Source organism: Desmonostoc vinosum (assembly GCF_059505385.1).
In genome coordinates this window covers 14,338-40,187 of sequence record NZ_JCACKM010000328.1, presented here as the reverse complement: position 1 = coordinate 40,187, position 25,850 = coordinate 14,338, and the positions used below count along the sequence as shown (strand labels likewise).

The following is a 25,850-nucleotide window of genomic DNA, read 5'->3' as shown; positions in this document are numbered from 1 at the left end:
GTCTCTGCGCCTCTGCGTGAGATAAAAACCCAACATCCATGCAGCATTTACATCAACTATTACAAACACAAAACTCACAACTAGCCCAACTGCTAAGATTTACCCTACACGGACTACAAGCCACCCTAAACCAAGCCCGCCTAGAAAACCCACAAGATCCAGCAGCCCAAACATGCGACGAACTCCTGCAAGAACTCCATCACCTACTACAACCAGCCCAACCACAAGAAGATCCCACCAATGACTTAAAACTCACCCACCTTCAGCAAGCCTTCAACTCCGATCCAGAACTGACACTTTACCTAGAAAATTCCCAACTGCAAAGCCAAACCGACGCCGACTTATGGAACGAAATCCAGAGAAAACTGCTGAGAGTTCCAGAAGACTTAGCTACATCATGGCGACAACGCGCCTTAGATTTAGCCCAACAAGCTGGTGCAATAGAAGATAACATCAATCTTGATCAACTGCCTTTTAACAGAGATGAAATTATTTACCCTGGACTTAGCGGTACAGTACAAGCCCAAGGTTTATGCTTATCTCAACCAGCACTTTTAAATATTAATTTATCAGAAGATTTAGATTTAATTACTAGCTTTTTACCTTTATATATCACCTTTATTGATATCGAACCCGACTTACATCACGCGCTCAAAAGCGTATTTAACTTTGATATCATTTCCTTACATTCTAAACCAGAACAGCGGACTCAATACATCGAGGCATTAAGCGATCGCATCCAACGCACCCAAAAAGCCGAACAAAATCCCGATCCATTATTAACTTTACACGCTTGGATTGACATAGACGAAGCCATACATTCCCTAGTTTTCATCCCACCAGTAGAACGTTATTCTTGGTGGGGAAAATTGCAGCAAGAATCAAGACGTATCCTCAAAAAAATTGCCGACAGGGCGAATAACGCAGGTAACGAAGTGCGAATTCGTCAACTATCTGGACTGTATGCTGATATTTGCGCCCTATCTAAAGACGACTTGCAACTAGATTGTGGCGGTGTTCCTGGAGAAGTGCTGACATGTTTGCGAGTTTATGCGCGAATTAATCAACAAGAATATCCAGGGCGAGTCATATTTCGTTCATTACGTTAGATTACTAGTATTAACAAGTCAAAAAAACTGAGGCTGCCAAAGTCTGATAGCCCCACAGTTTTGTAATTGAACAAAAGTTTTGATTTACAAACAATCAACCCACTAGCGCCAATCTGTTATCTTTGACAAGCGTCAGGATTTCTTCGTAACTATCGAAAATTTCAAACACTGAATCAAGTTGAGTAAGTTCCAAAATTAACTTTACACGAGCTTGTACATTGCAAAGAACCAAGCGACAACCACTCTGGCGTGCAGCTTTTAGCCCTTTAACTAAGGGAACTAACCCAGAACTATCCATGAAATCTACTGCTGCTAGGTCAATTACCCAGAGTTGATGAGTCTGGGGTACTACTTCAGCCATCTGTTCGCCTAAGACCATACCGCCTTGTAAGTCTATACTTCCTTGAGGTTTGAACAAAATTACTTGAAGCTCTTGAAATTCTTGTGTGAGAGTCATGAATTTAACTGGGTAGTTGAAAGATTTACAAAAACTGAAAAGTGACATCGATACTGCTTTTCCTGACAACAGCAAAGAACTGCTTTACCCAGATATTTGGGGACTTACAGCAATGCAATTGAGGTGTTTTATTTCAGTATTCATGTCGTATAATTTGTGATAACTCTCTCAATATAGGCATAAGCGCCTATGAATTTCAGTAGCAACCGTATCTTTTACAGTATTTTTATAATTCCTCTAGATATTTATAAATTTTTTATAAAAATTGTATTGCTTTTTCTCTATAACTATGTATCTGTGGTACAGAATTCTCAAAATTCAATAGCCTACATTTAAATACCATATAGTTACCATAGACTCTAAACTAGATAAAATCATGAATTCCCTCCGGTGGCTTAATTGACACCTCACTCAATAATGAGCAAGAATGTAGTAAAAGTAAAAATTTGTAAAGACGGTGGTGCGGAATGTCTTTAGAGCTGATTTCACTAGAAAACATTCAGGAAGTTGCTCATACATACGGCTACTGGGCAATTTTTTTCGGAATTTTGCTAGAAAATTTAGGCATTCCCCTTCCTGGTGAAACCGTTACCTTAGTAGGTGGGTTTTTGGCTGGCAATAATGAGCTAAATTTCTGGCTGGTTCTGAGCAACGCTGTTATGGGTGCTGTGATTGGTGCTACTTGCGGTTATTGGATTGGTAGAACTGGTGGTTGGCCTTTCTTAGTACGAGTTGGCAAGATATTTAGAGTTTCGGAAGTGCGGCTAGTGAGTATTAAAGAACAATTTAGTCAAAATGATGCAAAGGCTGTATTTTTCGGTCGTTTCTTTGCTCTGTTGCGAGTTTTTGCCGCACCATTGGCTGGTATAGCTGAAATGCCTTTCGGTAAATTCTTTTTATACAACTTGTTAGGGGCGATCGCCTGGGGTAGTCAGATGGTGACTTTAGCTTTCTTTGCAGGCAAAGTTGTCCCCTTAGAGCAATTGGTAGCTTGGATGAGTCAATTTGCAATTGTGGCGTTGCTAATTTTAGCAGCTTTGATTGCTATACCCCTGTGGTTAGAGTCTCGCCAAGTTAAGAGTGCTACGGAAGAGTGAGAAGAGGGGGATGGGGGAATCTTTTGTGGGTAGGATTTTGAGATTTCGCGTTTTGATCGACGCGGGGACGCGGGGATGGGGAGACGCAAAGAAAGATTCTAGAACAAAAAAATGGGTTTTTCAGGCTGAATATTAAAAACCTACCTTTGAAAGGATGGGGGAGTAGGGGAAAAAATAATCAATCCCCCCCAGTCCCCAGTCCCCAGTCCCCAATCCCCAATCCCCAGTCCCCAGTCCCCAGTCCCCAGTCCCCAGTCCCCAGTCCCCAATCCCTAACCCCTAGTTTGTTGCGACCAAATGCGAGTTGGTAGCCCCCAAACGTAGATGAAGCCTTCGGCGGCTTTGTGGTCAAATTGGTCTTCAGCACCGTAGGTTGCTAAATCGGTGCTGTAAAGGGAATTATTGCTCCAACGCCCGACCACATTGGCGTTGCCTTTGAAAAATTTTAGTCGCACAATTCCAGATACACGTTCTTGTGTTTTTTGAATAAAGGCATCAAGTGCAACTTTGAGTGGACTGTACCATAAACCGTTATAAACTATTTGGCTGTAAGTTTCTTCAATGCCACGCTTGTAATGGGTGACATCTGCTGTCAGGGTTAAGCTTTCTAAATCTCTGTGGGCTTGGATTAACACCAACATGGCTGGTGATTCGTAGATTTCCCGCGATTTGATGCCTACTAGACGGTTCTCTATCATGTCAATCCGCCCGATGCCGTGATTTCCTGCCAATTGATTAAGTTGCTCAATTAGCTCAACTGGTTTTTTATCAATACCGTTAAGAGTTGTAGGAATACCTTGGTGAAAGCCAATTTCGATGTATTCTGGCTCATCTGGAGTGTTAGCGATCGCTTTGGTCATTTCATAAATTTCTTCTGGTGGTTCTGCTGCTGGATCTTCCAATACACCAGCTTCGATGCTACGACCAAGTAAATTTTTGTCAATGCTGTAGGGAGAAGATTTTTTCACCGGCGCAGGAATACCAAACTGTTCACCATAGGCGATAGTTTTTTCACGGCTCATCCCCCATTCCCTGGCTGGTGCGAGTATCATCAAATGGGGATTCAAGGCTGCACAGGAGACATCAAAGCGAACCTGATCATTTCCTTTGCCAGTACAACCATGAGCGATCGCATCAGCACCATATTTTTGGGCTGTTTCTACTAATATTTTGGCAATTAATGGACGAGCAAGGGCAGTTCCCAGAGGATAGCGATTTTCGTATAGGGTGTTGGCTTGAATCGCTCTAAAGGCGTAATCTTGAACAAAACTGTCTTTGACGTCCGCCACTAGGGACTCACTTGCACCTGATTTTAGAGCTTTTTCTCGAACTAGCTCTAGTTCATCTCCTTGACCTAAATCTGCTGCTAAGGTAATTACTTCTTCTACACCCCACTCATGCTTGAGGTAAGGTATGCAAACTGAGGTATCCACTCCTCCAGAATATGCCAGGACAACCTTTTTGGCGCGACCCATTAGTTTCTCCAGTTAGGAAAACAAAGAATGAGTCATTATTATATCTAACTAACACATGTATTTTTTCTGAAAAGGGGAGTGGGGAGTAGGGTAAGAAACTTTTTTATATTTAGTTGTAGAATCCCAGTATCCGCGATTGTTGGAAAATTGCTTCAGCTTTCTCAGTTAAGTTGGGGATGAATATATTCTGGTTTTAGTCACAAAGCGATCGCTTTAATCTTAAATTTTTTGATGCTGCTTTGAACATGCCAGTATACTGATACTTTCAAATTTCTAATCTCTATAAGAATTCAGGAGTCTATTAGAACTCCTATTTGATTTCTGAAACACTCCCTACTCCCCGTAGCCTGAGCATTACCCGTAGGCTTCGACTTCGCTCAGCCTACGCAAATAATTTCATCAATCAAGTCAGATTCCTATAGTTGTTCATACAGAATTTATATATTGCTGACAAACGTAAAGATTAAGTGAAAATAACCTTATTTTTGAGATTTCTTAACCTTCATACAACGGTGAAAAGTTTATCTAAGTGAAATTACAGAATTAGTGATTTTTCAGGTTTGGAGTATTTTCTAATGAAATTAGCGAAAAACTTTGGCATTTCTGCTGCTGTTGCCATTTCTGTTACTGCTGTTGGTATTAATCCTACACAAGCTGCTTTGATTGATTACAACTTCACTGTTGATGCAACATCAGGCGACAATCCTGGTAAATATTTCGGTTCTTTTCGCTATGATGACTCAATCCTAACTGGTGTAGGCGAAGAGACAGTAGGAGTTGGCAATGGATTAACAGTTTTATTTGATTACTTGGGTATTAAATACACAGAAGTAAGCGATTTTAATTATGTTGATGGCTTATCTCCGATAGTTGGCTTTAAAGATGGCAAACTTTTGGGGCTAAGTTACTTGGTTGAAGATCAGTTTTTTATCGGCGGTGCGCCAGAACCTTCAGATATTGGAGGCAGCAATTTTTATAGCATCTTGAGTGCTGATTTATTAAACACAACCAAAGTAGGTACAGTCAGCTATGCTAAGGTACCAGAACCAATGACTGTTAGTGGTACTGCGATCGCTGCTGCTATGGGATTGTGGTTGAAGCGTAAGAAAAAAGCAACCAAAGTGGCAGATTAGAAGTAATTTTCCTGACTTTTGCTAGAGATTGCTTGCTTTGTGAGACAAAATACAGTACATTTGTACTGACAAGAGAAATCCTGATTGAATCACTCCCCACCTTATCAGTGGGGTTTTTGTATTAAGGCATATTATACGTGTAGAGACGTCGCATTGCAACGCCTCTACTAAGTACCAACGTCTCTAGGCAATAAACTTAGGTAAAACTGCCAGTGGACTTTTTAGGTTGAATACCAATGACAGATGGACGGGGGACACCTGTCGGATTACCCTTACCACCATCAGCGATGGGAATGTTACTTGGCCAGCTACTGCCGCGAGGCACGTTGCGAGTTTGATTGAATAACGTACCATCCAAGTTGAGTATTTCAATGTCGCGATTCAAAACTGTACCATCGTTGATGGGAGAATCTTCACCAGGATGCTGTACTGAGATAATTAATGTATCTCCTACAAAAGTTGGCCCAGTCATCTCGCAACGCACTGGCCCTTGAGCAAAAGGTACTAACTTACCCGCATCATCACCACTAGTCGGGATATAGAACAGCCAGTTATTACCAAAAACGCCAGTGAAATCAGATACATTACCAGATTTTGTGTGATCAATGGTGTTTTGAGTAGGCGTTGCACCCAAACTAAAACCGTTGTGGGTGCTAGTAGACATATCAGTCACACCCCAGACATTTGCTTTGTTGTCGAACACCAGGTTATCTACATTCGCAAAACCAGCACCATCATCTGATCCTGCTTCCCCACCTTGAGCAAATCTTTGCCAACGGAAGGTTGAACCTGTACCATCAGCACTATCTTCAATAATCTTGTACAGTCCGCCTGATTGCTGGGTTGCATCGACATCTGTACTCAGCTTGGCAACTTGGAAAATACGCGAATCTGGATATCCGTCGCTACCTGGCGCACCATCAGTATAAGCAATGAATACTTCTTTGGTGGTTGGATGTACTTCCAAATCTTCTGGACGTGCAGTGGGAGTTCCGCCTGCCAAGTTTGCTGCTAAAAAAGCATCAGCAAGGACAGCACCTTGGGAAGGATAGAAGTTAGATAGCTTCTTGTTTCTATAATCAGGCAGTGCTGTGGCTTCATTGGTGCGAGTGCATTTAAAAGACCCACCATCTTTAGTTTCACCTGCAACACCGTTACGTCTTGGCAGTGGCAAAAGACCATCTCTTTGCGCTGAACCCAAAGCAGCAAATTCTACAGAAGAAATCACCGATGGGGAAATAGGATCAGTGGGAGTATTTAAAAGTAACGGTATCCATCGACCCGTGCCATCTGGATTGTAACGGGCAACATACAAAGTACCACTTTCCCATAAGCTAATATTCTCTTTGCTTGTAGGCGAGGAAATAGTACCTGTACTGATAAATTTCCAGGTGTGTCCCCCACGTCTGTCATCACCCATGTAAGCTATTAATGGTTTGCCAGCTTCGGCGCGCAGGGTAACGTTTTCGTGGCGGAAACGACCTAACCAAGTATGTTTGCGTGGACGGAAATTAGGATTAATAGGGTCAATTTCGACAATCCAGCCGTATTTTTCACCGACTAAACCAAAAGTTTTGCCAAGACTGCCATCAGGATACTCTACCTGAGTACCATCAGGTTTGACTGCTTCGCTGACACTACCTTGGAAGTTTTCTTCACCAGATAAGATTGTTCCCCAAGGAGTTGTACCGCCTGAACAGTTGTAAGCAGTACCAATGATTTTGTTACCTAATCCATCAGAACTAATGTTAAACACTTGAGTTGCAGATGGGCCAGTACCAATCAAATAGTTCTGATCTCCTTGTTGATAACTGCGACTTCCCCAAGCAGTGATACCTTTATAGTCGTCTTTGCGTTGACTATTAATTCCTAACCCAGAAAGACCGTGAAGGCGGCGGTTTCTGGAATCGCCACTAACGACAGCAAAACGCTTTTTGTCATTACGGCGAGAAATACGGACAATCGATCCACCTTGGTTATATAAAAATTCCCCTTGAACTTCAATCGTTTTTGTTGAGGGTAATGCCCAACCAATAACTGATTCAAAGCTGGTGGCTAACCCTTCGACACTAGCAGGATCTTCTGCTGCTAGAACAGAAAAAGGAAAACTCACGTATTCGTGATTTACCCATAAATAACCAGTATCATTAGTTCTACCAATGGGAACAAAACCTGTGTAATCGCAGTTGTAACCAAAATAATCGTCTTTGTTAGGGAATACGCGATCGCCCCAACTCACAATTACGTAACGTTCGTATTCCGGTGGTACTACAACATCATCAATTACTGTGTAGGTAGCTAGCTTAACATCTTTTGACGCATTACGTACTTTTCCCTTACCAATTCCTGTAGGTAGGTAACTTTTCTGATATCGATAGATTTTCAAGGGATGAGGTAGGCGCACTGGTGTAAAACTCAGTGGAGTTTTTTTTGTTTTGGCAAAAACAACTCCATCTAAAACCGCGTCTCCCAACACAGCAGCGCCAGCACTACCAGCAAAAAATACTAAAATTTGTCTCCGGCTCAAATTAGACATTTAACTTCCTCTGTTGTTGTGTTGTGACAGCCAAAATTTTATAGAAGAGCAACTCTACTTATTGACAGAAAAAGCCATATGCTATTAACTGAAATTCCACATATTTCACACGGCAAATAACCTTATAAAAAATATGTGGCTCAAGCTAATATGTGCTTTTTTTTGCATGAAAATACCAAGTACATCTAAGAATTTAAAGAATAAAAATTAAAATTAGGTTATATGTCGATTAACCGAAATTTATTAAAAATTATTTTTTTATAAAAGTGATGTTCAGGAAAATAAAGCTATTATTAATCCGCTTTGATTTTTGAGATTACTTGTGTAGGTAAGGAGTAGGGAGTGGGGAGTAGGGAACAGCCTTTTCTATTGGGACTGAATTTTTTGAGAAATCAAATAGAAGTTCTATGCGATCTCAGCAACATACTAGGCAAATTGTATTTACTAAGGTTGCTTTTTTGATCAGCAGAGTGAGGTCAAAAAATAGGGGTGTAGGGAACTTTGGCATTATCCTCTAAACCCCTATCCCTCTAGTTGCAGTTAGGAACTGTGTTAGCACCTCCGTTGTCCTATCCTGGAGATGGATAGTACTGCGTGGGTGAGACTGTGTTTTTTAGTGTTGTGATCCCGACTTACAATCGCCAACCAATTTTAGAAAAGTGCCTGCGGGCCTTAGAGATGCAGGAATTGAGTCATGTAGAGACGCTACAAGCAACGTCTGTAGATGGCTATGAAATTGTTTTAGTGGATGATGGTTCTACCGATGGCACATTGGAGTGGTTAGAAGCACATAAAGACGAGTTTTCCCATGTGCGATGGTTTCAGCAAGACCATGCTGGGCCGGCAATGGCTCGAAATTTGGGGGTAGAACAGGCGCAGGGAGATGTAATTATCTTTATTGATAGCGATTTGGTGGTGCTGAAAAATTTCTTGCAAGCTCATGCCGATGCACTAGTGCAGGGAAAAGCAAAATTGGCAAGCGATCGCTTTTTCACTTATGGTGCTGTAATTAATACTTGTAACTTCGACAACCCTACCGCCGAACCCTATAAAATCACAGATTTTTCCGCAGCATTTTTTGCTACAGGAAATGTCGCTATTCCCAAATATTGGCTACAAAAAGCTGGGCTTTTTGACAGTAGTTTTCAACTTTATGGCTGGGAAGATTTAGAACTAGGTGTGAGGTTGAAACAACTAGGTTTAAAACTAATCAAATGTCCCGCTGCTGTTGGCTATCACTGGCATCCACCATTTAATTTAGAACAAATCCCCCGTCTAATTGACAAAGAGATTCAACGTGGGCGCATGGGAGTTTTGTTTTATCAAAAGCACCCTACATGGGAAGTGCGAATGATGATTCAAATGACTTGGTTACACCGCTTGCTTTGGGGCATCCTCTCGCTTAATGGCATCTTAAATGAGCGAACAATGGCTCCTTTTTTGCAATGGCTAATTAATCTGGGTAAACCTCAATTGGCTTTAGAAATTGCCAGAATTTTTCTCAACTGGTATAACGTCAAGGGTGTCTATGAGGCTTATGGGGAGGGAGTGGGGAGTGGGGAGTAGGGAGTCTCTTATGGGTGGGTTTTTTAGATTTCGCGTTTTGGTTGACGCGGGGACGCGGGGACGGGGAGACGCGGGGACGCGGAGAAAGATTTCGGAACGGAAAAATAGGCTTTTTCAGACTGAATATGAAAAACCTACCCTTGAAAGGAGTAGGGAGTGGGATGTGGTTAGACTTCGCTCACCACTCGGTAGGTAAGGGGGCAGAGGAGCAGGGGGCAGGGAGCAGAGGAGAAATAACTGGCTCACTGACCGGGAAGGCAGGGGGCAGTGGAGAAATAACAAACACTCATTCCCAATCCCCAATCCCCAATCCCCAATCCCCAATCCCCAATCCCCAATCCCCAATCCCCAGTCCCCAATCCCCAGTCCCCAATCCCCAGCCATTCCCAAATGTGTTACCCTAGTATGGTTAACTAATCTCGCACATTCAGAAATTCGGGTGTTTCCTGGTTAGGAAATACGTCTGAATGGAGGTTTAACCCGAATAGGAGTTCAAAAATATGCCAGTTGTTTCATTGGCTCAAATGATGGAGTCGGGAGTTCACTTTGGGCATCAGACCCGACGTTGGAATCCGAAAATGTCTCCATACATTTATACTTCCCGTAATGGAGTACACATCATTGACTTGGTGCAAACAGCCCAGTTGATGGAAGATGCGTATAATTACATGCGATCGCACGCTGAACAGGGCAAGAAGTTTCTGTTCGTTGGTACAAAGCGACAAGCAGCAGGAATCATCGCCCAAGAAGCTAGCCGCTGCGGTTCACATTATATTAATCAGCGCTGGTTGGGTGGCATGTTGACCAACTGGGCAACTATCAAAACCAGAGTAGACCGCCTCAAAGATTTGGAACGTCGTGAAGAAAGCGGCGCACTGGATTTATTACCAAAAAAAGAAGCCTCGATGCTGCGTCGAGAAATGGCTAAGCTGCAAAAATATCTGGGCGGCATTAAAACAATGCGGAAAGTTCCCGATATTGTGGTGATTGTAGACCAACGCCGAGAATATAACGCGGTTCAAGAATGCCAAAAGCTGGGAATTCCAATTGTTTCTATGTTGGATACAAACTGTGACCCAGATGTAGTGGATATTCCTATCCCAGCAAATGATGACGCTATTAGATCAATTAAGCTGATAGTCGGAAAATTGGCAGATGCAATCTACGAAGGTCGTCATGGTCAACTAGATGCAGAAGACGATTACGAAGATTACGAAGGTGCAGAGGAAGAATACGATTACGATGAAAGCGAGTACACCGACTCGTTGATTCCCGACGACGAAGACGAAGAAGAATAATGAAAAGTTGTGAGTTGTGAGTGAAACTTTTACTCGTGACTCACCACTGATTAAGATAGAAATACTCACACTTGGGCAATTCTGAGTCTGATTTGTGGTTAGAAGTAGCGAGCTTTGACTAAAGAACTTTCTTAAAATCAAAACTCAGCACTCAACACTTAAAACGTGGCTCAACGCTCCGCTACCGTTAACAGCACTGATTAACTAATATATTTGTGAGCGATTACAACTCAAGGTCAAGTTAGGAATTAAGGCAACATGGCGGAAATATCTGCAAAACTCGTCCAAGAGCTACGCCAAAAAACTGGTGCTGGCATGATGGACTGCAAAAAGGCGCTAAAAGAAACTGATGGCGACATAGACGAAGCCATAGACTGGCTACGAAAAAAGGGTATCGCTTCGGCAGGTAAAAAAAGCGATCGCATTGCGGCAGAAGGTTTAGTAGATACCTACATTCAACCCGGTGGCAAGGTAGGTGTATTGATAGAAGTTAACTGCCAAACCGATTTTGTTGCCCGTAATGAAGGCTTTAAAGCTTTGGTTAAGAATCTAGCCAAGCAAGCCACAACTGCTGATAGCGTTGAGTCTTTGTTGGCTCAACCCTATATCGAAGATGAAAACGTGACTGTGGAAGAATTCATCAAGCAAACAATAGCTCAGTTGGGTGAAAACATCCAGGTACGTCGCTTCACCAAGTTTGCGATCCTAGAAAGTTCTCAAGGTATAGTAGACAGCTACATCCACACTGGTGGTAGAGTGGGTGTGCTAGTTGAGTTGAAATCTCAGACTGAAACTGCTGCTGGTAAAGAAGAATTCCAAGCCTTGGCGCGGAATGCTGCTATGCAAGTTGCAGCCTGCCCAAACGTTGAATATGTCAGTGTAGACCAAATCCCTGCTGAAGTCGCCCAAAAAGAAAAGGATGTGGAAATGGGGCGCGATGATTTGGCGAACAAACCCCAGAACATTAAAGAAAAAATTGTTCAGGGACGGATTGAAAAACGCTTGAAAGAATTGACTTTGCTAGATCAGCCTTACATTCGCGATCAGAGTATTTCCGTGGAAGACTTGGTGAAGCAAGTGAAGGCTCAAGTAGGCGAAGAAATCGAAGTCGTTCAGTTTGTCCGCTTTGTGTTGGGCGAAGGCATTGAAAAGCAAGAAAGCAACTTTGCTGAGGAAGTTGCTGCACAAATGGGTGGTAAGTGATTTAGTCATTGGTCAAATCACAAAGGACAAATGACTGTTTCTACAACAGGTCGGTTTATTTTAACTGGCCTGTATTTTTTGGTACTGATTGAACTAGAGGTAATGATTATTTGCCTAAAATATTAGAACCTCTGGATGATTATTTCTCAAAAAATTCGTACATTTGTACCATGATCAAGTACAGATGGGCAAGAGCGAAAAGATATGGCAAGAGCGATAGAGCGAATTGAGCGGGATATTGCAGTGTTGCGAGAAGCGATTTGTGCGATCGCCGCAGAACTAGAAAGCGCCTATGCCAGCTATCTCAGCACTTTAGGGCAAGCTGTACGTAGACAGCTAATTCTGGCAAGCTACCATCTTTGTACCCAAGGATATCCGGAAGAATTTCTGAGTTTATCGTTAAATCAGCGGCAACAATTGCAACAAGCCATCCGGAAGTTGGGTCAACAGGCTGCTGAGAAATTACTCAGTTGTGTTGGGAGTGAGGGGGATGAGGGAGATGAGGGAGATGAGGGGGATGAGGGGGATGAGGGAGTAATATCTTCTCTATCTACTGTTAGCCTTGATTTTTCTGACCCTATAGAACTGGCTAAATGGCAGCAAAATTTAGAAGAAGCTACGCAGGAGATACTGAAAAATCTCTCGCATAATGCTAATCTTTTATTACAAAAAGCTGGTATGTTACCCAAAAAATTACCGGAGCCAATCTTAGCAGCAGTAGCAGATGCATCGGAAGCATCTGCTGAAGTCATGCCAGGGCCACCCAACTTATTAAACCTAGTAATTGAACTGGAAAATGAACAGCAGCCAGAAGACTCTGGTCTTACGCAGATAATGGCTATTAACCTGCGGCTAGGAGAAATTGAATTTGCTGATGCAGCACTCTCATCTGAGCGCAAGCAAATCCGCAATATCTTAGTTCAGTTAAACAAGTTAGGACGGGAGTATCAACAAAAGCAGCGAGAGCATTCAGTTGCTGAAGCTGAAGCCGCATGGCGTGCTAGTTGGTTTGAAGATTAATCATTTGTCCTTTGTCCAAAGTCAAATGACCAATGACCAATGACCAATGACTAATGACTAATGACTAATAGCCAATGACTAATGACAAACCAGATTGGATACGCTTGCAGAAAGCTTTGGCAGTAGAAGCCGAACATGGTTTTACTGACTTGCTGGGCAAACAATATCGCTTTAGTGAATTTCTGAGCCTAACTTTTGGCAAGTTTCCCATGGGTTTGTCTGGACGTGAGCGTCGCCGGTGGCATGAATTAGCCGCTCAATTTAATAGCTATCCAAGTTTGGGGTTGGAACAAAGACAACACTTGGTAGCAGAGACTCGCAGGTATCTTTATCAACTACAACAAGAGGAACAAGAGCAGGAAAGAAGCACTTCGGCTCCGCTCAGTGACCAGCAGGGGGGAATTTATCAATCCAAAATCCAGAATCCCAAAACTCCAATTATCGCTGAGGTGAGTCGGAGGTTGGCCCCGAAGATTGACCAGAAACTCAGCGATTTACCAGAAATAGGCATTCGTAAAGCTGAGAAGTTGGCATCTCTGGGTTTATACACAGTGCGTGATTTACTTTTCTACTATCCACGTGACCATATTGACTATGCTCGTCAGGTCAATGTCCGCGAGTTGCAGGCGGGTGATACGGTGACAATTGTGGCTACGGTCAAGCGTTGCAATTGCTTCACTAGTCCAAAAAATAAGAAATTATCAATTTTAGAGTTGTTACTGAAAGATAACACAGGTCAAATTAAAGTTAATCGGTTCTCTGCTGGTACGCGCTTTACTAGTCGTGCTTGGCAGGAAGGTTTAAAACGCCGTTACCCAGTGGGTAGTATTGTCGCGGCATGTGGGTTGGTGAAGGAAAGTAAATATGGCTTGACTCTGGATAATCCAGAATTGGAAGTTTTGGCGCATCCAGGAGATACTATTGAGTCGTTAAATATTGGGCGAGTGGTACCAATTTATGCCCTCACCGAGGGAGTGGTAGCGAATATGGTGCGACAGGCGGTAATTGCTGCTTTGCCAGCAGCAACTCAGCTGAAAGACCCACTACCAAATGGTTTGCGGCAAAAGTATGGTTTGATGGAATTGAAAGATGCGATCGCAAATATCCATTTCCCCAGCGACAGTACTATCTTGTCAGCGGCGCGTCGTCGCCTAGTATTTGATGAATTTTTCTACCTCCAACTTGGTTTACTACAACGTCAGCAACAAGCAAAGGCGATCCAAACCAGCGCTATTCTCGCTCCCCAAGGTGAGTTAATTGCCAAATTTCATGAGATCCTACCTTTTCAACTCACTGGCGCACAGCAAAGGGTACTCAATGATATTCTCAGCGACTTACAAAAACCTGCACCAATGAATCGTTTAGTTCAAGGTGATGTGGGTTCTGGGAAAACTGTTGTTGCTGTAATTGCGATCCTCGCGGCAATTCAATCTGGCTACCAAGCAGCACTGATGGCTCCTACAGAAGTGCTGGCAGAACAGCATTACCGGAAATTAGTTAGCTGGTTTAACTTATTGTATCTACCTGTAGAATTACTTACAGGTTCTACCAAAACTGTTAAACGGCGACAAATTCACGCCCAGCTAGAAACTGGTGAATTACCTTTGTTGGTGGGAACTCATGCCTTAATTCAAGACCCTGTGAACTTTCAGCGCTTGGGGTTGGTGGTAATTGATGAACAGCACCGCTTTGGAGTACAACAGCGAGCGCGTTTGCAGCAAAAAGGCGAGCAACCCCATGTGTTAACGATGACAGCCACTCCTATTCCCCGAACGCTGGCACTGACGATACATGGGGATTTAGATGTGAGCCAAATTGATGAGTTACCACCAGGACGCCAAAAGATTCAAACTACAGTCCTATCAGGTCAGCAACGCACCCATGCTTACGATCTCATTCGCCGGGAAGTTGCCCAAGGCAGACAAGTTTATGTAGTTTTACCACTGGTAGAAGAGTCAGAAAAATTGGATGTGCGATCGGCAGTCGAGGAGCATCAAAAGCTACAAGAAAGCGTCTTTCCTGATTTTCAAGTAGGACTGTTGCATGGTCGCATGAGTTCCGCTGATAAAGATGAGGCAATTACCAAATTTCGCGATAATCAAACGCAAATTTTAGTGTCAACCACTGTTGTTGAAGTAGGCGTTGATGTGCCAAATGCCACGGTTATGCTCATTGAAAATGCAGAACGATTTGGTTTATCGCAACTACACCAATTACGAGGACGTGTCGGTCGTGGTGCAGCCCAGTCCTACTGTTTGTTAATGAGTAGTTCGAGAAGTCCTGATGCTCAACAAAGGCTCAAGGTATTGGAACAGTCCCAAGACGGCTTTTTCATCTCGGAAATGGATATGCGTTTTCGCGGCCCTGGGGAAGTGTTGGGAACTCGACAGTCTGGTGTGCCAGATTTTACATTGGCTAGTTTAGTAGAAGATGAGGAAGTATTGCTTTTAGCACGACAAGCAGCAGAAAAGGTAATAGAGATGGATGCAACTCTAGAGCGTTGGCATTTGATGAAAGAAGAGTTGAAATATAAGTATGAGCGGTTGATGGGTGGAGCAATTTTGACTTAAGCGCAGCCGCAACACCCGCTACTAACTCTTTCCCCCACTCCCTATTTTCGTAAAAGCTTGCAATTGCTAAAAACTGATGCTACGATTGTGAATCGTGAGACAAATGGGTCGGTGTCCGAGTGGTTAATGGAGGCGGACTGTAAATCCGCTGGCTTTGCCTACGCTAGTTCGAATCTAGCCCGGCCCACCACTTCTAGAGTTATGCGTTATAATAGCTGCGTAACTTAATTTTTGCCCGTGTGGCTCAGTGGTAGAGCACACCCTTGGTAAGGGTGAGGTCACGAGTTCAATCCTCGTCACGGGCTTTTTAGTAGAAAATCTGTCTAAGCTTATGATGCGATCCCCTTTTCTAGGCAGCAAGCAGTGAGTGATCGCATCGTAGAATTAGCCAAAGCAAACCATGCAAGATTAATAACATGAGTGAGTCTCTGGTCATTTAGTTCATTTATGACGCGATCGCAACTATAATTGCGATCGCGTCACTAACTCTTCAAGATTTACGCCAAGAAACCATGTTTCTAGAGAACAAATCACTGAAACGATGGGTTTTCGCAAACAAAATCAGTTTGTGCAGACGTGCGCTAGATTGTGGAGTTGCTATTTGTAATATCTGATCTAGCAACCAAGGAGCAAAGCGTTGGCACCAAACAGCCAGATAACTCTGCCATCCCACTAAAATTTCTGGTGCATTCTTTTGCAGTCCAATGACGAATGTTTTAGCTACTTGCTGGGGAGTCATGGGGATCACCCAGCGAAATAATTGTAAGTCACTCACCATGTCTGTGTCTGTCAAAGAAGGTAGTAAGGCTATCACTTGGATATTGTGTTCAGCTAGTTCTCGACGCAAGGCTTGAGTAAACCCTAAAATGGCAAACTTAGTAGCTGAGTAAGTCGCCATCGTAGGAGCAGCTACTTTCCCCATCAAACTCGATACATTGACAATTGTCCCTTGCTTTTGGCTTGCCATGCGTCGAGCTACCAAACTGGTGAGATTGTACATTCCCAACAAATTTACAGACAGTTCTTCTTGAACTTGGGGGAGTTTTGATTGCAGAAACGAGCTTTGATATGCCACGCCTGCACAGTTAATCAGTAGATGAATCGGGCCGTAATTGCGCCAAAGTTGAGCAACAGCAACATTCACCTCGATAGGCCGAGTTAAATCTACTGCAACGATCGCAGTTTCTACACCCATCGCCTCGATTTGGTTAGCTACCTCAACTAACTTTTGGCGATCGCGTGCTACTAAAATTAACCGTTGCATACCTTGTTGCGCTAACTCTAACGCGATCGCTCGTCCAATGCCACGCGAAGCCCCAGTAACTAGAGCAACTTTGCCTTGAATATTCATGGATTTCAACCTCCAAAATCTAGGTCTTACCTCTGGTTATTGCCAGCAGTCACAATCACTTCTATTTACTTGCCGACACCAAGCAAGACAATATTGAAATTAGAACTGAACAAAGCTTGTAACAACGAAATATTTCTGTGTTAGTCTGCAATACCTCACCATTGCTTAGAGAAAGCAGAAATATGTCGCCCTTGTCTCGAAAATTAATTAGCTGAATGGATATAGCTCATAGATTGCCCTTCTTATAGATCTGAGCGTTCACCAGCACTGTTCTACAATACACACGTTAACAATTAAATCAAGCTTTTGCAATCTTTTTTAATATATTTTTTTAATACTTGCTAACGACCAGTATATATATAGGGAATATTTTTGAGCATAAGTTTTTATGAATACTGGTTGATAAATATCGCTATTTCCTGACAATTACTTTAAGAATTCTCTGTAGCTCAAGGATTGATATATCAAGGTCATACTTACGACATACAAAAGACATATTTTATGAAAAACATTGCAAGATAGAATTATCTCAGCAAATTTATATATGGGAGTCGGCTTTGATTTTTGAACGGACTTATGTAGTTAGGGAGTAGGGAAGAAGCCTTTTCGAGATGTGCTGATTTTTGAACCATTCGCGCCAGTCCCTACCCTCAACGTTTCGGAGGGCGGGTAAGGATAGCGCACAGGGACAGGCGATCGCATCTTTGCTCAAAAGATGCAAGCTTAGCTCATCAACATAATTTTATTTACATTATATTTTCAGCTAGTTATATACAGAAATAACTTTGATCAAGGTATTTGCAAAAATCTTCTTCAATTACTATTTCAATATTTGATTCAACTGCTCTGCATTCAATGACTGTAGCAAACTAAGATTGAGAGGAGCTTGACTAATATATTGACCATAAGATGATTGTAAATAAGAGCGGTATTCGAGACGGTTGAGAAGATGAGTTTCTAAAAAAGCCACACTTAAAGCGTTGAGATAGGAATAAACAGCAGCACGGTTAGGGCCTAGCAAACCAGCAGGTACAGGTAAGACATCATTTCCACGGCTAGGTTCAGCAAGAGCAGAAAAGTGAGTAGCATTTTCGATTAAGGCTAAGTACTTGTTGGGGTGAGAAAGCTGGGTAAAAGGGCGAATCTGTTCAGGTACGGCGGGGGCAAAAATATCTTGGCTACCAGCTACCAGCATTACAGGAAGTTGAATTTGCTTGATCCCGCTTTCACCCAAGATGGAACTGTCGATAGGATTGATGGCCATGACTGCTTTAATGCGATCGTCCTGTAGTGAATAATTTATTGGGGGTAATTTAATTGCTTCACATTGCAAAAACAGCGACACATTTAAGGATTTATTGGGATTACAATCTCGACGAAGTTGAGCAAAGTTAATCTTTGCCCCAGCTAAAGTCAAAACAGTATAACCACCAAAGGAATGACCGATCGCACCGACTTGCTGAAAATTGAGTTTACCCCGGATTTTAGGATCTACATTTTCTAAACGCTGGAGTTCGTCGAGTACATATTTGACATCCAAAGGTCGGTTAAGAAATTCGCTGGGATCTGGTGGCCCTGCTAAACCATCAAAGTACAATTGAAAGCGTTCAGCGTTACTACCAGGGTGTTCTAATACAGTGACGGCGAAACCGTAGGATGCAATATGCTGAGCTAGATAGTCAAAAGCATAGCGGTCTGAGGCGATGCCATGAGAAATCACAACTAAAGGAAAGCGCGTTGAAGGTGCGTTTTGTGAGTCTTGTGGTGCGGCTGTTGGTAAATAGAGATCAACTGGTAAACGCCGATTGCGGGATACATCATTTAAATTAATGCTAATTTTTTGAAAGCTAAATTTTCCAGGCGATCGCAAATCTGGCTGTTTTGAAAAGTCAACATTGGAATTAGCAGCTTGGGTGGTTGCTTCTTTTTGAATGAAAGCAACAACCTCATCCCTTTTTTTAAGCAACTGCGATAAATCATCGACTATGCTCAATCCCTCTGTAAAATTCAGCCTGATTGTATCGCTAGGGAACTTACGCAGCAAATTGACAACCGTTAAGCCTTCTCGATCAGCCGCTGCCAAAATTAAAGCAGCACGTATCGCATAGAAACCATTTTTGCGAGACTCAGTGAGCAGTAACTCTCCTAGACGTTGCACTACCTTTTCACCTATTGGTGAGTACGTCACCTGAGACACCAAAGTCGGAGTGATCTGGAAACGCTGCTGGAGTAGATCCCGTAATTGAGCAAGTTGCTGGCGATTGGCGCGGCTGGCATAAAATGAAAAGTCTTCGTCGATTTTGCCTTCTTTGGCAAAAGTTTCTAACGAGTCAACCGACAAAGAAAATTCCCCAAAAGGAGGGTAAAAAAAGCTAATGCGCTCAGCTCCCAATCCGGGAGTTGCGGTCAAAATGGTAGATAGCAGCCCAAAACTTAGATGTTGCAAAAATTTTTTCATCAGAGAAACCCGCTATCTAACTGCATAAGCTCTATAAGCATGATAAAGCAAGTACTTACACTCATCATCTCGTATTTACCCAAATCAAAACATATAGAGCGATAATTAATGTAGAACTCAAAGTTATGTTGTATGTCAATTCCTTCCTGTAGTTGTTGTGTTGTTGTTCTTAACCAACAACAGGAGCAGAATAATATTTGTCATCAAAACCAATGCCAAGATGAGCCAGTATACTACAGTCAAAGTGGAGTCAAAAATTGTACTGTGGTTGAAAATGGTCGGGTTGTCGTTAAACCATCACCGGAAAATAGGGGACAGGGTGCAGGTGACAGGTGATAGAGGATGTGGTTCGACTCCGCTCACCAACCGGGGGACGCGGGAGTGAGGGGACGCGGGGACGCGGGGACGCGGGGATGAGGAGAATAATTAATAACAAATGACAAATGACAAATGACAATTCCCCAGTCCCCAGTCCCCAATACCCAGTCCCCAGTCCCCAATCCCCAGTCCCCAATCCCCAGTCCCCAATCCCCAGTCCCCAGTCCCCAATCCCCAGTCCCCAGTCCCCAATACCCAGTCCCCAGCCCCCATTTCAAGCCAAAGGTAATGCATCGTGAAAGTATTTATAGTCGATGTAGCGATGTCCTTCAGAGGTGTGGTGGATAATATCGATAAAACGATGATTCCACAGGAGATCACCAGCACTATAACTATGGTACGCATGAACTACCTGGGCTACTGTTTCATCAATGCCACTCAGAGAAATCACGATTAAGGTATTTGTCTGCATTAGCGACTCTGGTGACATCCCATAAAGAGGACTAAACTCATTGATTACATGCATTGCTACCCAGGTTAGTGTAAAGCTGGGTGTTTGGTTTCTTAAAAGTTTAAGGTCGTAAAACCGACGCAAAAACTGCCCCTCAGCTGTAATTTCGTCACGCATCAGATACACTCGCATCTGCGCTTCCAAGATTTGATTGCGGCGCTGATTAGCAGTGCGAAACATTAAAGTAGGCACTCCTTCATGGGGTGTAATTACTGCTATGCGGCTAAACATAACGCGGGCCGTAGGTCGAGAAAATCGAGCAAAAGCTAATCCTGTCATTAAAGCAATTCCCATCAGACCCGCTATCGCTTCAATTGTGACAATAACATTGGCATAAGTCGTTTTAGGATACATCGCACCGTAGCCAATAGATGCTAGGGTTTGCACACTGAAGAAGAAAGCATCTGAAAAAGAGCCGGGTTGAGCGTTATTGATACAATCTCCGCCTGCTAAGTAGGCTAGGGCAAATATGGAATTAATTGCTACATATGAAACAGCGAGTAGGCTTAAAAAGCCAATCCAGGGAATTGTTAGTAGTAAATGGTAGGGATCGCGCCAATAAGAATACCATGCACCAATACCCATAATCTCAACCTGTCCATTTTGGATCTTGATATAAGCTCGTGGGATCACAGGCTGTCGTTGCTTCTTGGAGGGTCTCTTCAGTCGAAATTTCATTGCGAGTAGCCAAAGGAACGACGAGTAGTTAGTATTACTAGAGTTGGAAATAATTCAAACCTGATGATTGTACATAACTTATGAATCGAAATTTCTGGATTATTGCTTTAATTGCCTTTATTAATTCCTTAAGTTTTACAGTTTTAATTCCTATTATCTACCTTTATGGCAAAAAATTTGGTCTGAGTGATTTCCAAACTAGCTTATTATTTTCGATTTACTCTATAGCTCAGTTTTTCGCGACTCCTGTCATTGGTAAATTGTCAGATCGTTTTGGACGCAAGCCGCTGTTAATCATTAGTTTAGCTGGTACTGTCATTGCTAACTTAATAGCCGGAACAGCAACAACAGCGATTAATCTGTTTTTAGCTCGATTTTTAGATGGAATCACCGGCGGTAATGCTTCTGTGGCTCAAGCGATTATTTCAGATATTACCGTTCCAGAAAAGCGTGGTCAGGGGTTTGGAATTTATGGAGCTGCGTTAGGATTAGGTTTTGTTTTAGGGCCATTAACAAGTTTGTTTGCACAACAGATTTCCTTGGGTGCGGCATTTATAGTTTCTGGTGCAGTTGCACTAGTAGCACTATTAATTACAATCTTATTTTTGCCTGAAACTCTGCAAAATAGATCTGAGAAGGCGCACAATATTTTTGATTTGGGTTTAGGAAATTTAATCAAGGGTTTGGTTATACCAAAAGTTGGTATTCTCTTAATAATCAACTTTTTTATTGGTACAACCTTTACAATATTTACCTATGCTTTTCAGCCTTACTTTATTAATGTGTTAGGTCAAAATAGTCAGTCTTTAACACTAATGTTTCTAGCATTCGGAATTTTAGGTGTAATTATGCAAACTTGGGGAGTCTCAATCCTCAGCCGGAAATTTAATTTAGTTAATATATTGTTTTTATCATTGTTTATTCGTAGCACATCATTTGTCTTAATGCCGATTGTGCCAATAATTGTTTATTTCGTAGCAGTTAGTGTAGTTTTTTCATTATTTAATTCTTTGGTGCAACCAATGATCAACACGCTAATTTCTCTCAACGCTAAGCCACAAGACCAAGGCACTGTCATGGGATTGAACGCATCTTATTTAAGCATTTCTAATGGAATTGGCCCTGTGATTGCAGGAACACTCATTTATCAATCAAATCCCAATACCTATGGCTATCCATTATATTTAGCCGGAATACTGACATTTTTAGTGTTGTTTTTGGCGGTAGTTACGCGTAAAAGTTACACACCTTAAATTAGACCTCTTGCATAAATATTTTTTTTCTTTCACGCAGAGGCAAGGCAGCGCGTTGCGGGGGTTCCCCCCGTTGTAGCGACTGCCGCGCAGAGACGCAGAGAAGAGAACGCAAAGAAGGACTTTTGCAAGAGGTCTATTGATTAAATAGGGAACAGGGTAAATATAGTGTTTCTGTATTACTAATAGCAAAAAAGTAGGGTGATAATTTACCACCCTACTACTAGGTTAGTCGCTAGAAGCTTAATTTTCTGGTTTGGATGATTGACCTTGAGAACAGCGATCAAACCACTCTTGATATTTTTGTTTTTGCGATTCATTTTCTACAAGAATCGTTACTTTGACGTGCTGACATCCATGATTACGTTCTAAGGCGATCGCATTTAATAATAGACTAGCAATCTTGGGTGAACTAAATTCACCATTCACTGTTAAACCGTTGTAAAAATTTTTAACTTCTAGCTTTTCGCTTTCAGTTAACTCAACACTAGAAATTTCCTCTTGCCCTAAATTAATCTCTGCCAGTTGTTTATGTTCCGGGCTAATTTGTTCTATAATTAATTTCTCACGTTTGACAGGAACTTCGATCATCCGAGTTTCGATTTCTTTGCGAACAATGACATCACCGACTTTACGTTTTTTGCTATCTACAATTAGCCGTTCTTCTAATAAACGAATCGTATTTTCTTCTCTGATTTCTTCTGAGTTTACTGGTTCAACTAAGCTACTTGTAGTTTGACTAGGAGCTACTGGCTCAACGGAAGTATCGGTATAGTTTTGAGTTTCTGATATTTCTGTTTCACCAAGACTAGTTGTAGTGTGATGAATGTCTATTTGTTCAGTAGAGTTTTCCATCAATTTTTGCTCATCTAGTATTTCTGCTTTATCCCAAGTACTGATGTTTGGACTCATGGCTACTTGTTCAGTAGATTTTTCTACTACTTGTTGAGCATCTGTTATTTCTATTTTATCTGAATTTTTGATAATTGGGCTAGTTGCTATTTGTTTAGTATGGGCTTCTAAAAAGTTCTCTTCACCTGATATTTCTGCTTTTGGATATTTAGGTATATAGTCCATTTCTGATCTATCTAGATCTATAAAGATAGATTTAGTTTCCTTATCAATTTTTTTGATTTTCTGGCTTTGAAACTGAAACAAAAAATATTTATCAACAAACTGCTGAGTATCTTCTACATCGTGTTGATTTATCTGTTTAGATATCACAAGATTTAACCGACGATTAGCATCTAATATCAAATCTTGAACCTTACCTACTAGCTGACCTTGATTATCTATAACTGCAAAATTTTTGACTCTTTTTCTCAAGTCTTCTAGTAGATTGCCGATTTGAGTATTCCAATTTGTCTGGCCGATGTTTCTTGCCATCGATTGGCTGTTCATATGCTATGCAAAGTTTTTTAACTGCTTTCTAATTAGATTTATTCAATGTATATACCACAATTAGCGATTAGAAGTACAGGCAAAGCAATTCAAAAATCTCTACCTGTACTTATTTGCTATTAGCTAATAATTAGGTTAATTAGCGTTCGTCAATTGGTAAACCAGGAGCATTGACATCTAACTCTTCACGGCGCACAGTTTCTTGAGCTTCTACTGTGTCATGATCTACCACTTTTTTAACTCTAACTTCTTCGCGCACAACAGCTTCTTTGCGAATCTCAGGGGTTTCTTCGTGAATTTCGATGCGAGCAACTTCACCTTCGCGGAAGTTTACTTCTTGAGGAGAAACAGCGGTACCAGCATCTGTTGGAGTCACACGCTCAATTACAACTCGCTCTCTGTCTACAGGAATCGCAACACGCGCAGTTTCAGTTTCGATATGTTTGCTAATAGTTACTTCACCAGTTTTTTGGCGTCTTTTATTAGCAATTAGCCGTTCTTCGTACAATCTCAAGGTTTGATGATCTTGCTCATTTAACCCAAACAAAGAAGGCTCATTTTGGTAATTGTATGTATCGCGGTTGTAGATAGGTGCAGTTGCTGCCCCTATGGGTGCCGAAGCTTCTAATGGTGTTGAAGTATCTACAGGTCTAGCATAATCTTCGGAACGACGATATACACCACGCACCCGTTCTTCATAGTCGTAATCTAGCGTTTGGCGTTCATTGAACTCAGGTAAAGCTTCTGCTTGCTCTCTAGTCATACCAATCGCATAGACGCGATCAATATTGTAGTCGATACGTAACCGTCCAATTGGTAATAACACTTTCTTTCCGAAAATCCAAAAACCTAAGTCAACGACTAAATAACGAAAGTGTCCTTCGTCGTCAACTAAAACATCATTTACTGTACCAATTTTTTCATCAGTACCCTCTGTGTAGACGCCAAGACCCTTAACGTCGTTACCTTGAAAAGTTTCTCGGTAATTTTGATCAAAATCTTCTAATTTGTAAAGAGCCATTATATGTTACCTCAAACATTTCTTCTATTTCTTGCTATCTAGCTTAAATATTTATTCACTTTTATCCATCTTTCTTACGACTGAATTAATTCAATAAATATTTATCGAGAGTTATAAATTTATAAAACAAAATACTCTTTGTTAGCTTTTTTAGTTTTACTTAATAACTATATACAAATATGTTCTTTGATATCGACTTGATCCACTTGATGAAATTTAAATAACTAGTTTTATCTCTAATATTTTAGGTTTAGAGATGATTTTTTGTCTGATTACTCATTTGAAGAATAGTAATCAGACAAAAAACGCTGGTTTATCGAGGTTTTACTAATTGCGATCGCTTTTTTCTTGACTATATAGATTTAGAGTAATCTTTATAACTAAATCGTAAATTTTTTTGCGCTATCTTTCCTCTTGCCAACGACTGAATTTTATTAATTTACTTCCTGCTTTAGCACCAATACTCGAAAATCAATTTTTCTATAACTTAAGTTATAGAAACTAATCGTTTTTGAACTAGAAAATATAACTTAGGTCAGATAAAAAGCAGCTTCTACAAGAGACGCACCATGGCGTGTTTCGACAAATGTAAAAAACCTGCTGTGGAGGGCAGTAGGTAGAGATGAGCTAAACAATACTCAAAGTCATCAGGTTTTCTGCCATCTCAAAGTTAGATGTCACATTTTGAACATCGTCTAAGCCTTCTAATGTATCAATTAACTTGAGTAGCGATCGCGCTTGTTCAGGATTTGTAACCTCTACATAATTATCAGGAATCCAGCGTAATTCCGCATCAGTTACCTCAAATCCCTGATCTTTCAATGTCTGGTTGAGGACTTCTAAATTTGCGATCTCAGTCAATACTTCAGCGATCTCATCTTCTATCATCTCATAAGATTCTGCACCGCCTTCGAGAGATGCTTCTAAAAGCTTTTCTTCATCTATCGCACCTTGCACTACACAAACACCTTTTTGGGCAAACATCCAGCTAACACAACCTGTTTCACCAAGATTACCACCGTTTTTGCTGAATGCTACACGTAAATCAGCAGCGGTACGATTGCGGTTATCTGTTAAGGCTTCAATCAAAATTGCAATCCCACCAGGCCCGTAACCTTCATAGCGAATATCTTCTAAGATGGCGTTATCTCCACCAAAAGTGCCTGCGCCTTTAGCGATCGCTCGCTCAATATTATCATTGGGGATACCTGCTGCTTTTGCCTTATCCACTGCTGTGCGGAGTTGAAAATTCATCGCAGGATCTGGTACACCACTTCTAGCTGCAACGATAATCGCACGAGATAATTGAGTGAAAGTTTTTCCCTTTTTTGCATCTACTACCGCCTTTTGGCGCTTAATATTTGCCCATTTACTATGTCCTGCCATAATCTGAAA

19 protein-coding genes and 2 tRNA genes are annotated in these 25,850 nt (G+C 41.7%); 12 read left to right on the top strand and 9 right to left on the bottom strand.

Translation table 11 applies throughout. The features are described 5' to 3' along the window. Positions 1-38 precede the first annotated feature (38 nt). Positions 39-1,109: a hypothetical protein gene (locus AC5JMF_RS32760; protein WP_495799879.1), complete on the top strand. Its 1,071-nt coding sequence runs from the start codon at positions 39-41 to the stop codon at positions 1,107-1,109. Positions 1,110-1,203: 94 nt separating this feature from the next. Here AC5JMF_RS32760 and AC5JMF_RS32755 read toward each other — a convergent pair whose 3' ends face one another. Beyond that, on the bottom strand, positions 1,204-1,566 hold the full coding sequence (locus AC5JMF_RS32755; RefSeq protein ID WP_495799878.1) for an STAS domain-containing protein: 363 nt from the start codon (positions 1,564-1,566) through the stop codon (positions 1,204-1,206). 467 nt (positions 1,567-2,033) lie between these two features. On the opposite strand from AC5JMF_RS32755, the gene AC5JMF_RS32750 reads away from it, so the two are divergent. Further along, positions 2,034-2,663, top strand: coding sequence for a DedA family protein (locus tag AC5JMF_RS32750; protein ID WP_495799877.1), 630 nt, complete (start codon positions 2,034-2,036; stop codon positions 2,661-2,663). Between the two features lie 272 nt (positions 2,664-2,935). Here the strand turns inward: AC5JMF_RS32750 and AC5JMF_RS32745 are convergent, their stop codons facing one another. Further along, complete coding sequence (locus AC5JMF_RS32745; RefSeq protein ID WP_495799876.1) at positions 2,936-4,138, bottom strand: argininosuccinate synthase; 1,203 nt, start codon at positions 4,136-4,138, stop codon at positions 2,936-2,938. A 575-nt stretch (positions 4,139-4,713) separates the two neighbouring features. Here AC5JMF_RS32745 and AC5JMF_RS32740 point away from each other — a divergent pair. Continuing rightward, positions 4,714-5,271 carry a PEP-CTERM sorting domain-containing protein gene (locus tag AC5JMF_RS32740; RefSeq protein ID WP_495799875.1) on the top strand — a complete coding sequence of 186 codons (558 nt, stop codon included), beginning with the start codon at positions 4,714-4,716 and terminating at the stop codon, positions 5,269-5,271. Positions 5,272-5,467: 196 nt separating this feature from the next. Here AC5JMF_RS32740 and AC5JMF_RS32735 read toward each other — a convergent pair whose 3' ends face one another. Next, positions 5,468-7,807 carry a PhoX family protein gene (locus AC5JMF_RS32735; RefSeq protein ID WP_495799874.1) on the bottom strand — a complete coding sequence of 780 codons (2,340 nt, stop codon included), beginning with the start codon at positions 7,805-7,807 and terminating at the stop codon, positions 5,468-5,470. Between the two features lie 606 nt (positions 7,808-8,413). On the opposite strand from AC5JMF_RS32735, the gene AC5JMF_RS32730 reads away from it, so the two are divergent. From AC5JMF_RS32730 to AC5JMF_RS32700, 7 genes are all read left to right on the top strand, one after another. After that, the gene (locus AC5JMF_RS32730) at positions 8,414-9,373 is read left to right on the top strand and encodes a glycosyltransferase family 2 protein (RefSeq protein WP_495799873.1); all 960 of its coding nucleotides are present in this window, start codon (positions 8,414-8,416) and stop codon (positions 9,371-9,373) included. Between the two features lie 500 nt (positions 9,374-9,873). Further along, positions 9,874-10,671 carry a 30S ribosomal protein S2 gene (gene rpsB / locus AC5JMF_RS32725; protein WP_495799872.1) on the top strand — a complete coding sequence of 266 codons (798 nt, stop codon included), beginning with the start codon at positions 9,874-9,876 and terminating at the stop codon, positions 10,669-10,671. Positions 10,672-10,929: 258 nt separating this feature from the next. Next, positions 10,930-11,874, top strand: a complete 945-nt coding sequence (gene tsf / locus AC5JMF_RS32720) for a translation elongation factor Ts (protein ID WP_495799871.1) — start codon at positions 10,930-10,932, stop codon at positions 11,872-11,874. 204 nt (positions 11,875-12,078) lie between these two features. Next, positions 12,079-12,894, top strand: coding sequence for a hypothetical protein (locus AC5JMF_RS32715; RefSeq protein ID WP_495799870.1), 816 nt, complete (start codon positions 12,079-12,081; stop codon positions 12,892-12,894). Between the two features lie 74 nt (positions 12,895-12,968). Beyond that, entirely contained in the window at positions 12,969-15,464 is a 2,496-nt protein-coding gene (gene recG / locus AC5JMF_RS32710) for an ATP-dependent DNA helicase RecG (RefSeq protein ID WP_495799869.1), read from the top strand. Between the two features lie 105 nt (positions 15,465-15,569). Continuing rightward, a tRNA-Tyr gene (locus tag AC5JMF_RS32705) sits at positions 15,570-15,654 on the top strand. Positions 15,655-15,697: 43 nt separating this feature from the next. Then, positions 15,698-15,769, top strand: a tRNA-Thr gene (locus AC5JMF_RS32700). Positions 15,770-15,954: 185 nt separating this feature from the next. On the opposite strand, the gene AC5JMF_RS32695 is transcribed toward AC5JMF_RS32700, so the two are convergent. Together AC5JMF_RS32695 and AC5JMF_RS32690 are read right to left on the bottom strand one after the other, a co-directional pair. After that, the gene (locus tag AC5JMF_RS32695; protein ID WP_495799868.1) at positions 15,955-16,815 is read right to left on the bottom strand and encodes an SDR family NAD(P)-dependent oxidoreductase; all 861 of its coding nucleotides are present in this window, start codon (positions 16,813-16,815) and stop codon (positions 15,955-15,957) included. Positions 16,816-17,635: 820 nt separating this feature from the next. Then, complete coding sequence (locus tag AC5JMF_RS32690; protein WP_495799867.1) at positions 17,636-19,273, bottom strand: alpha/beta hydrolase; 1,638 nt, start codon at positions 19,271-19,273, stop codon at positions 17,636-17,638. Between the two features lie 132 nt (positions 19,274-19,405). On the opposite strand from AC5JMF_RS32690, the gene AC5JMF_RS32685 reads away from it, so the two are divergent. Continuing rightward, positions 19,406-19,609: a hypothetical protein gene (locus AC5JMF_RS32685; RefSeq protein WP_495799866.1), complete on the top strand. Its 204-nt coding sequence runs from the start codon at positions 19,406-19,408 to the stop codon at positions 19,607-19,609. A gap of 256 nt (positions 19,610-19,865) precedes the next feature. Here AC5JMF_RS32685 and AC5JMF_RS32680 read toward each other — a convergent pair whose 3' ends face one another. Continuing rightward, positions 19,866-20,780: an ion channel gene (locus tag AC5JMF_RS32680; RefSeq protein WP_495799865.1), complete on the bottom strand. Its 915-nt coding sequence runs from the start codon at positions 20,778-20,780 to the stop codon at positions 19,866-19,868. 80 nt (positions 20,781-20,860) lie between these two features. Here AC5JMF_RS32680 and AC5JMF_RS32675 point away from each other — a divergent pair, with 80 nt between their 5' ends. Next, positions 20,861-22,033 (top strand): MFS transporter, encoded by a 1,173-nt coding sequence (locus AC5JMF_RS32675; RefSeq protein ID WP_495799864.1) that lies wholly within the window; start codon positions 20,861-20,863, stop codon positions 22,031-22,033. A 243-nt stretch (positions 22,034-22,276) separates the two neighbouring features. Here the strand turns inward: AC5JMF_RS32675 and AC5JMF_RS32670 are convergent, their stop codons facing one another. From AC5JMF_RS32670 to AC5JMF_RS32660, 3 genes are all read right to left on the bottom strand, one after another. Next, a complete protein-coding gene (locus AC5JMF_RS32670) occupies positions 22,277-23,434 on the bottom strand; it encodes a YsnF/AvaK domain-containing protein (protein ID WP_495799863.1) in 1,158 nt (385 codons plus the stop codon). A 139-nt stretch (positions 23,435-23,573) separates the two neighbouring features. After that, positions 23,574-24,455, bottom strand: a complete 882-nt coding sequence (locus AC5JMF_RS32665) for a DUF2382 domain-containing protein (RefSeq protein ID WP_495799862.1) — start codon at positions 24,453-24,455, stop codon at positions 23,574-23,576. Positions 24,456-25,082: 627 nt separating this feature from the next. Next, a complete protein-coding gene (locus AC5JMF_RS32660; protein ID WP_495799861.1) occupies positions 25,083-25,841 on the bottom strand; it encodes a YebC/PmpR family DNA-binding transcriptional regulator in 759 nt (252 codons plus the stop codon). Between the last annotated feature and the right edge of the window lie 9 nt (positions 25,842-25,850).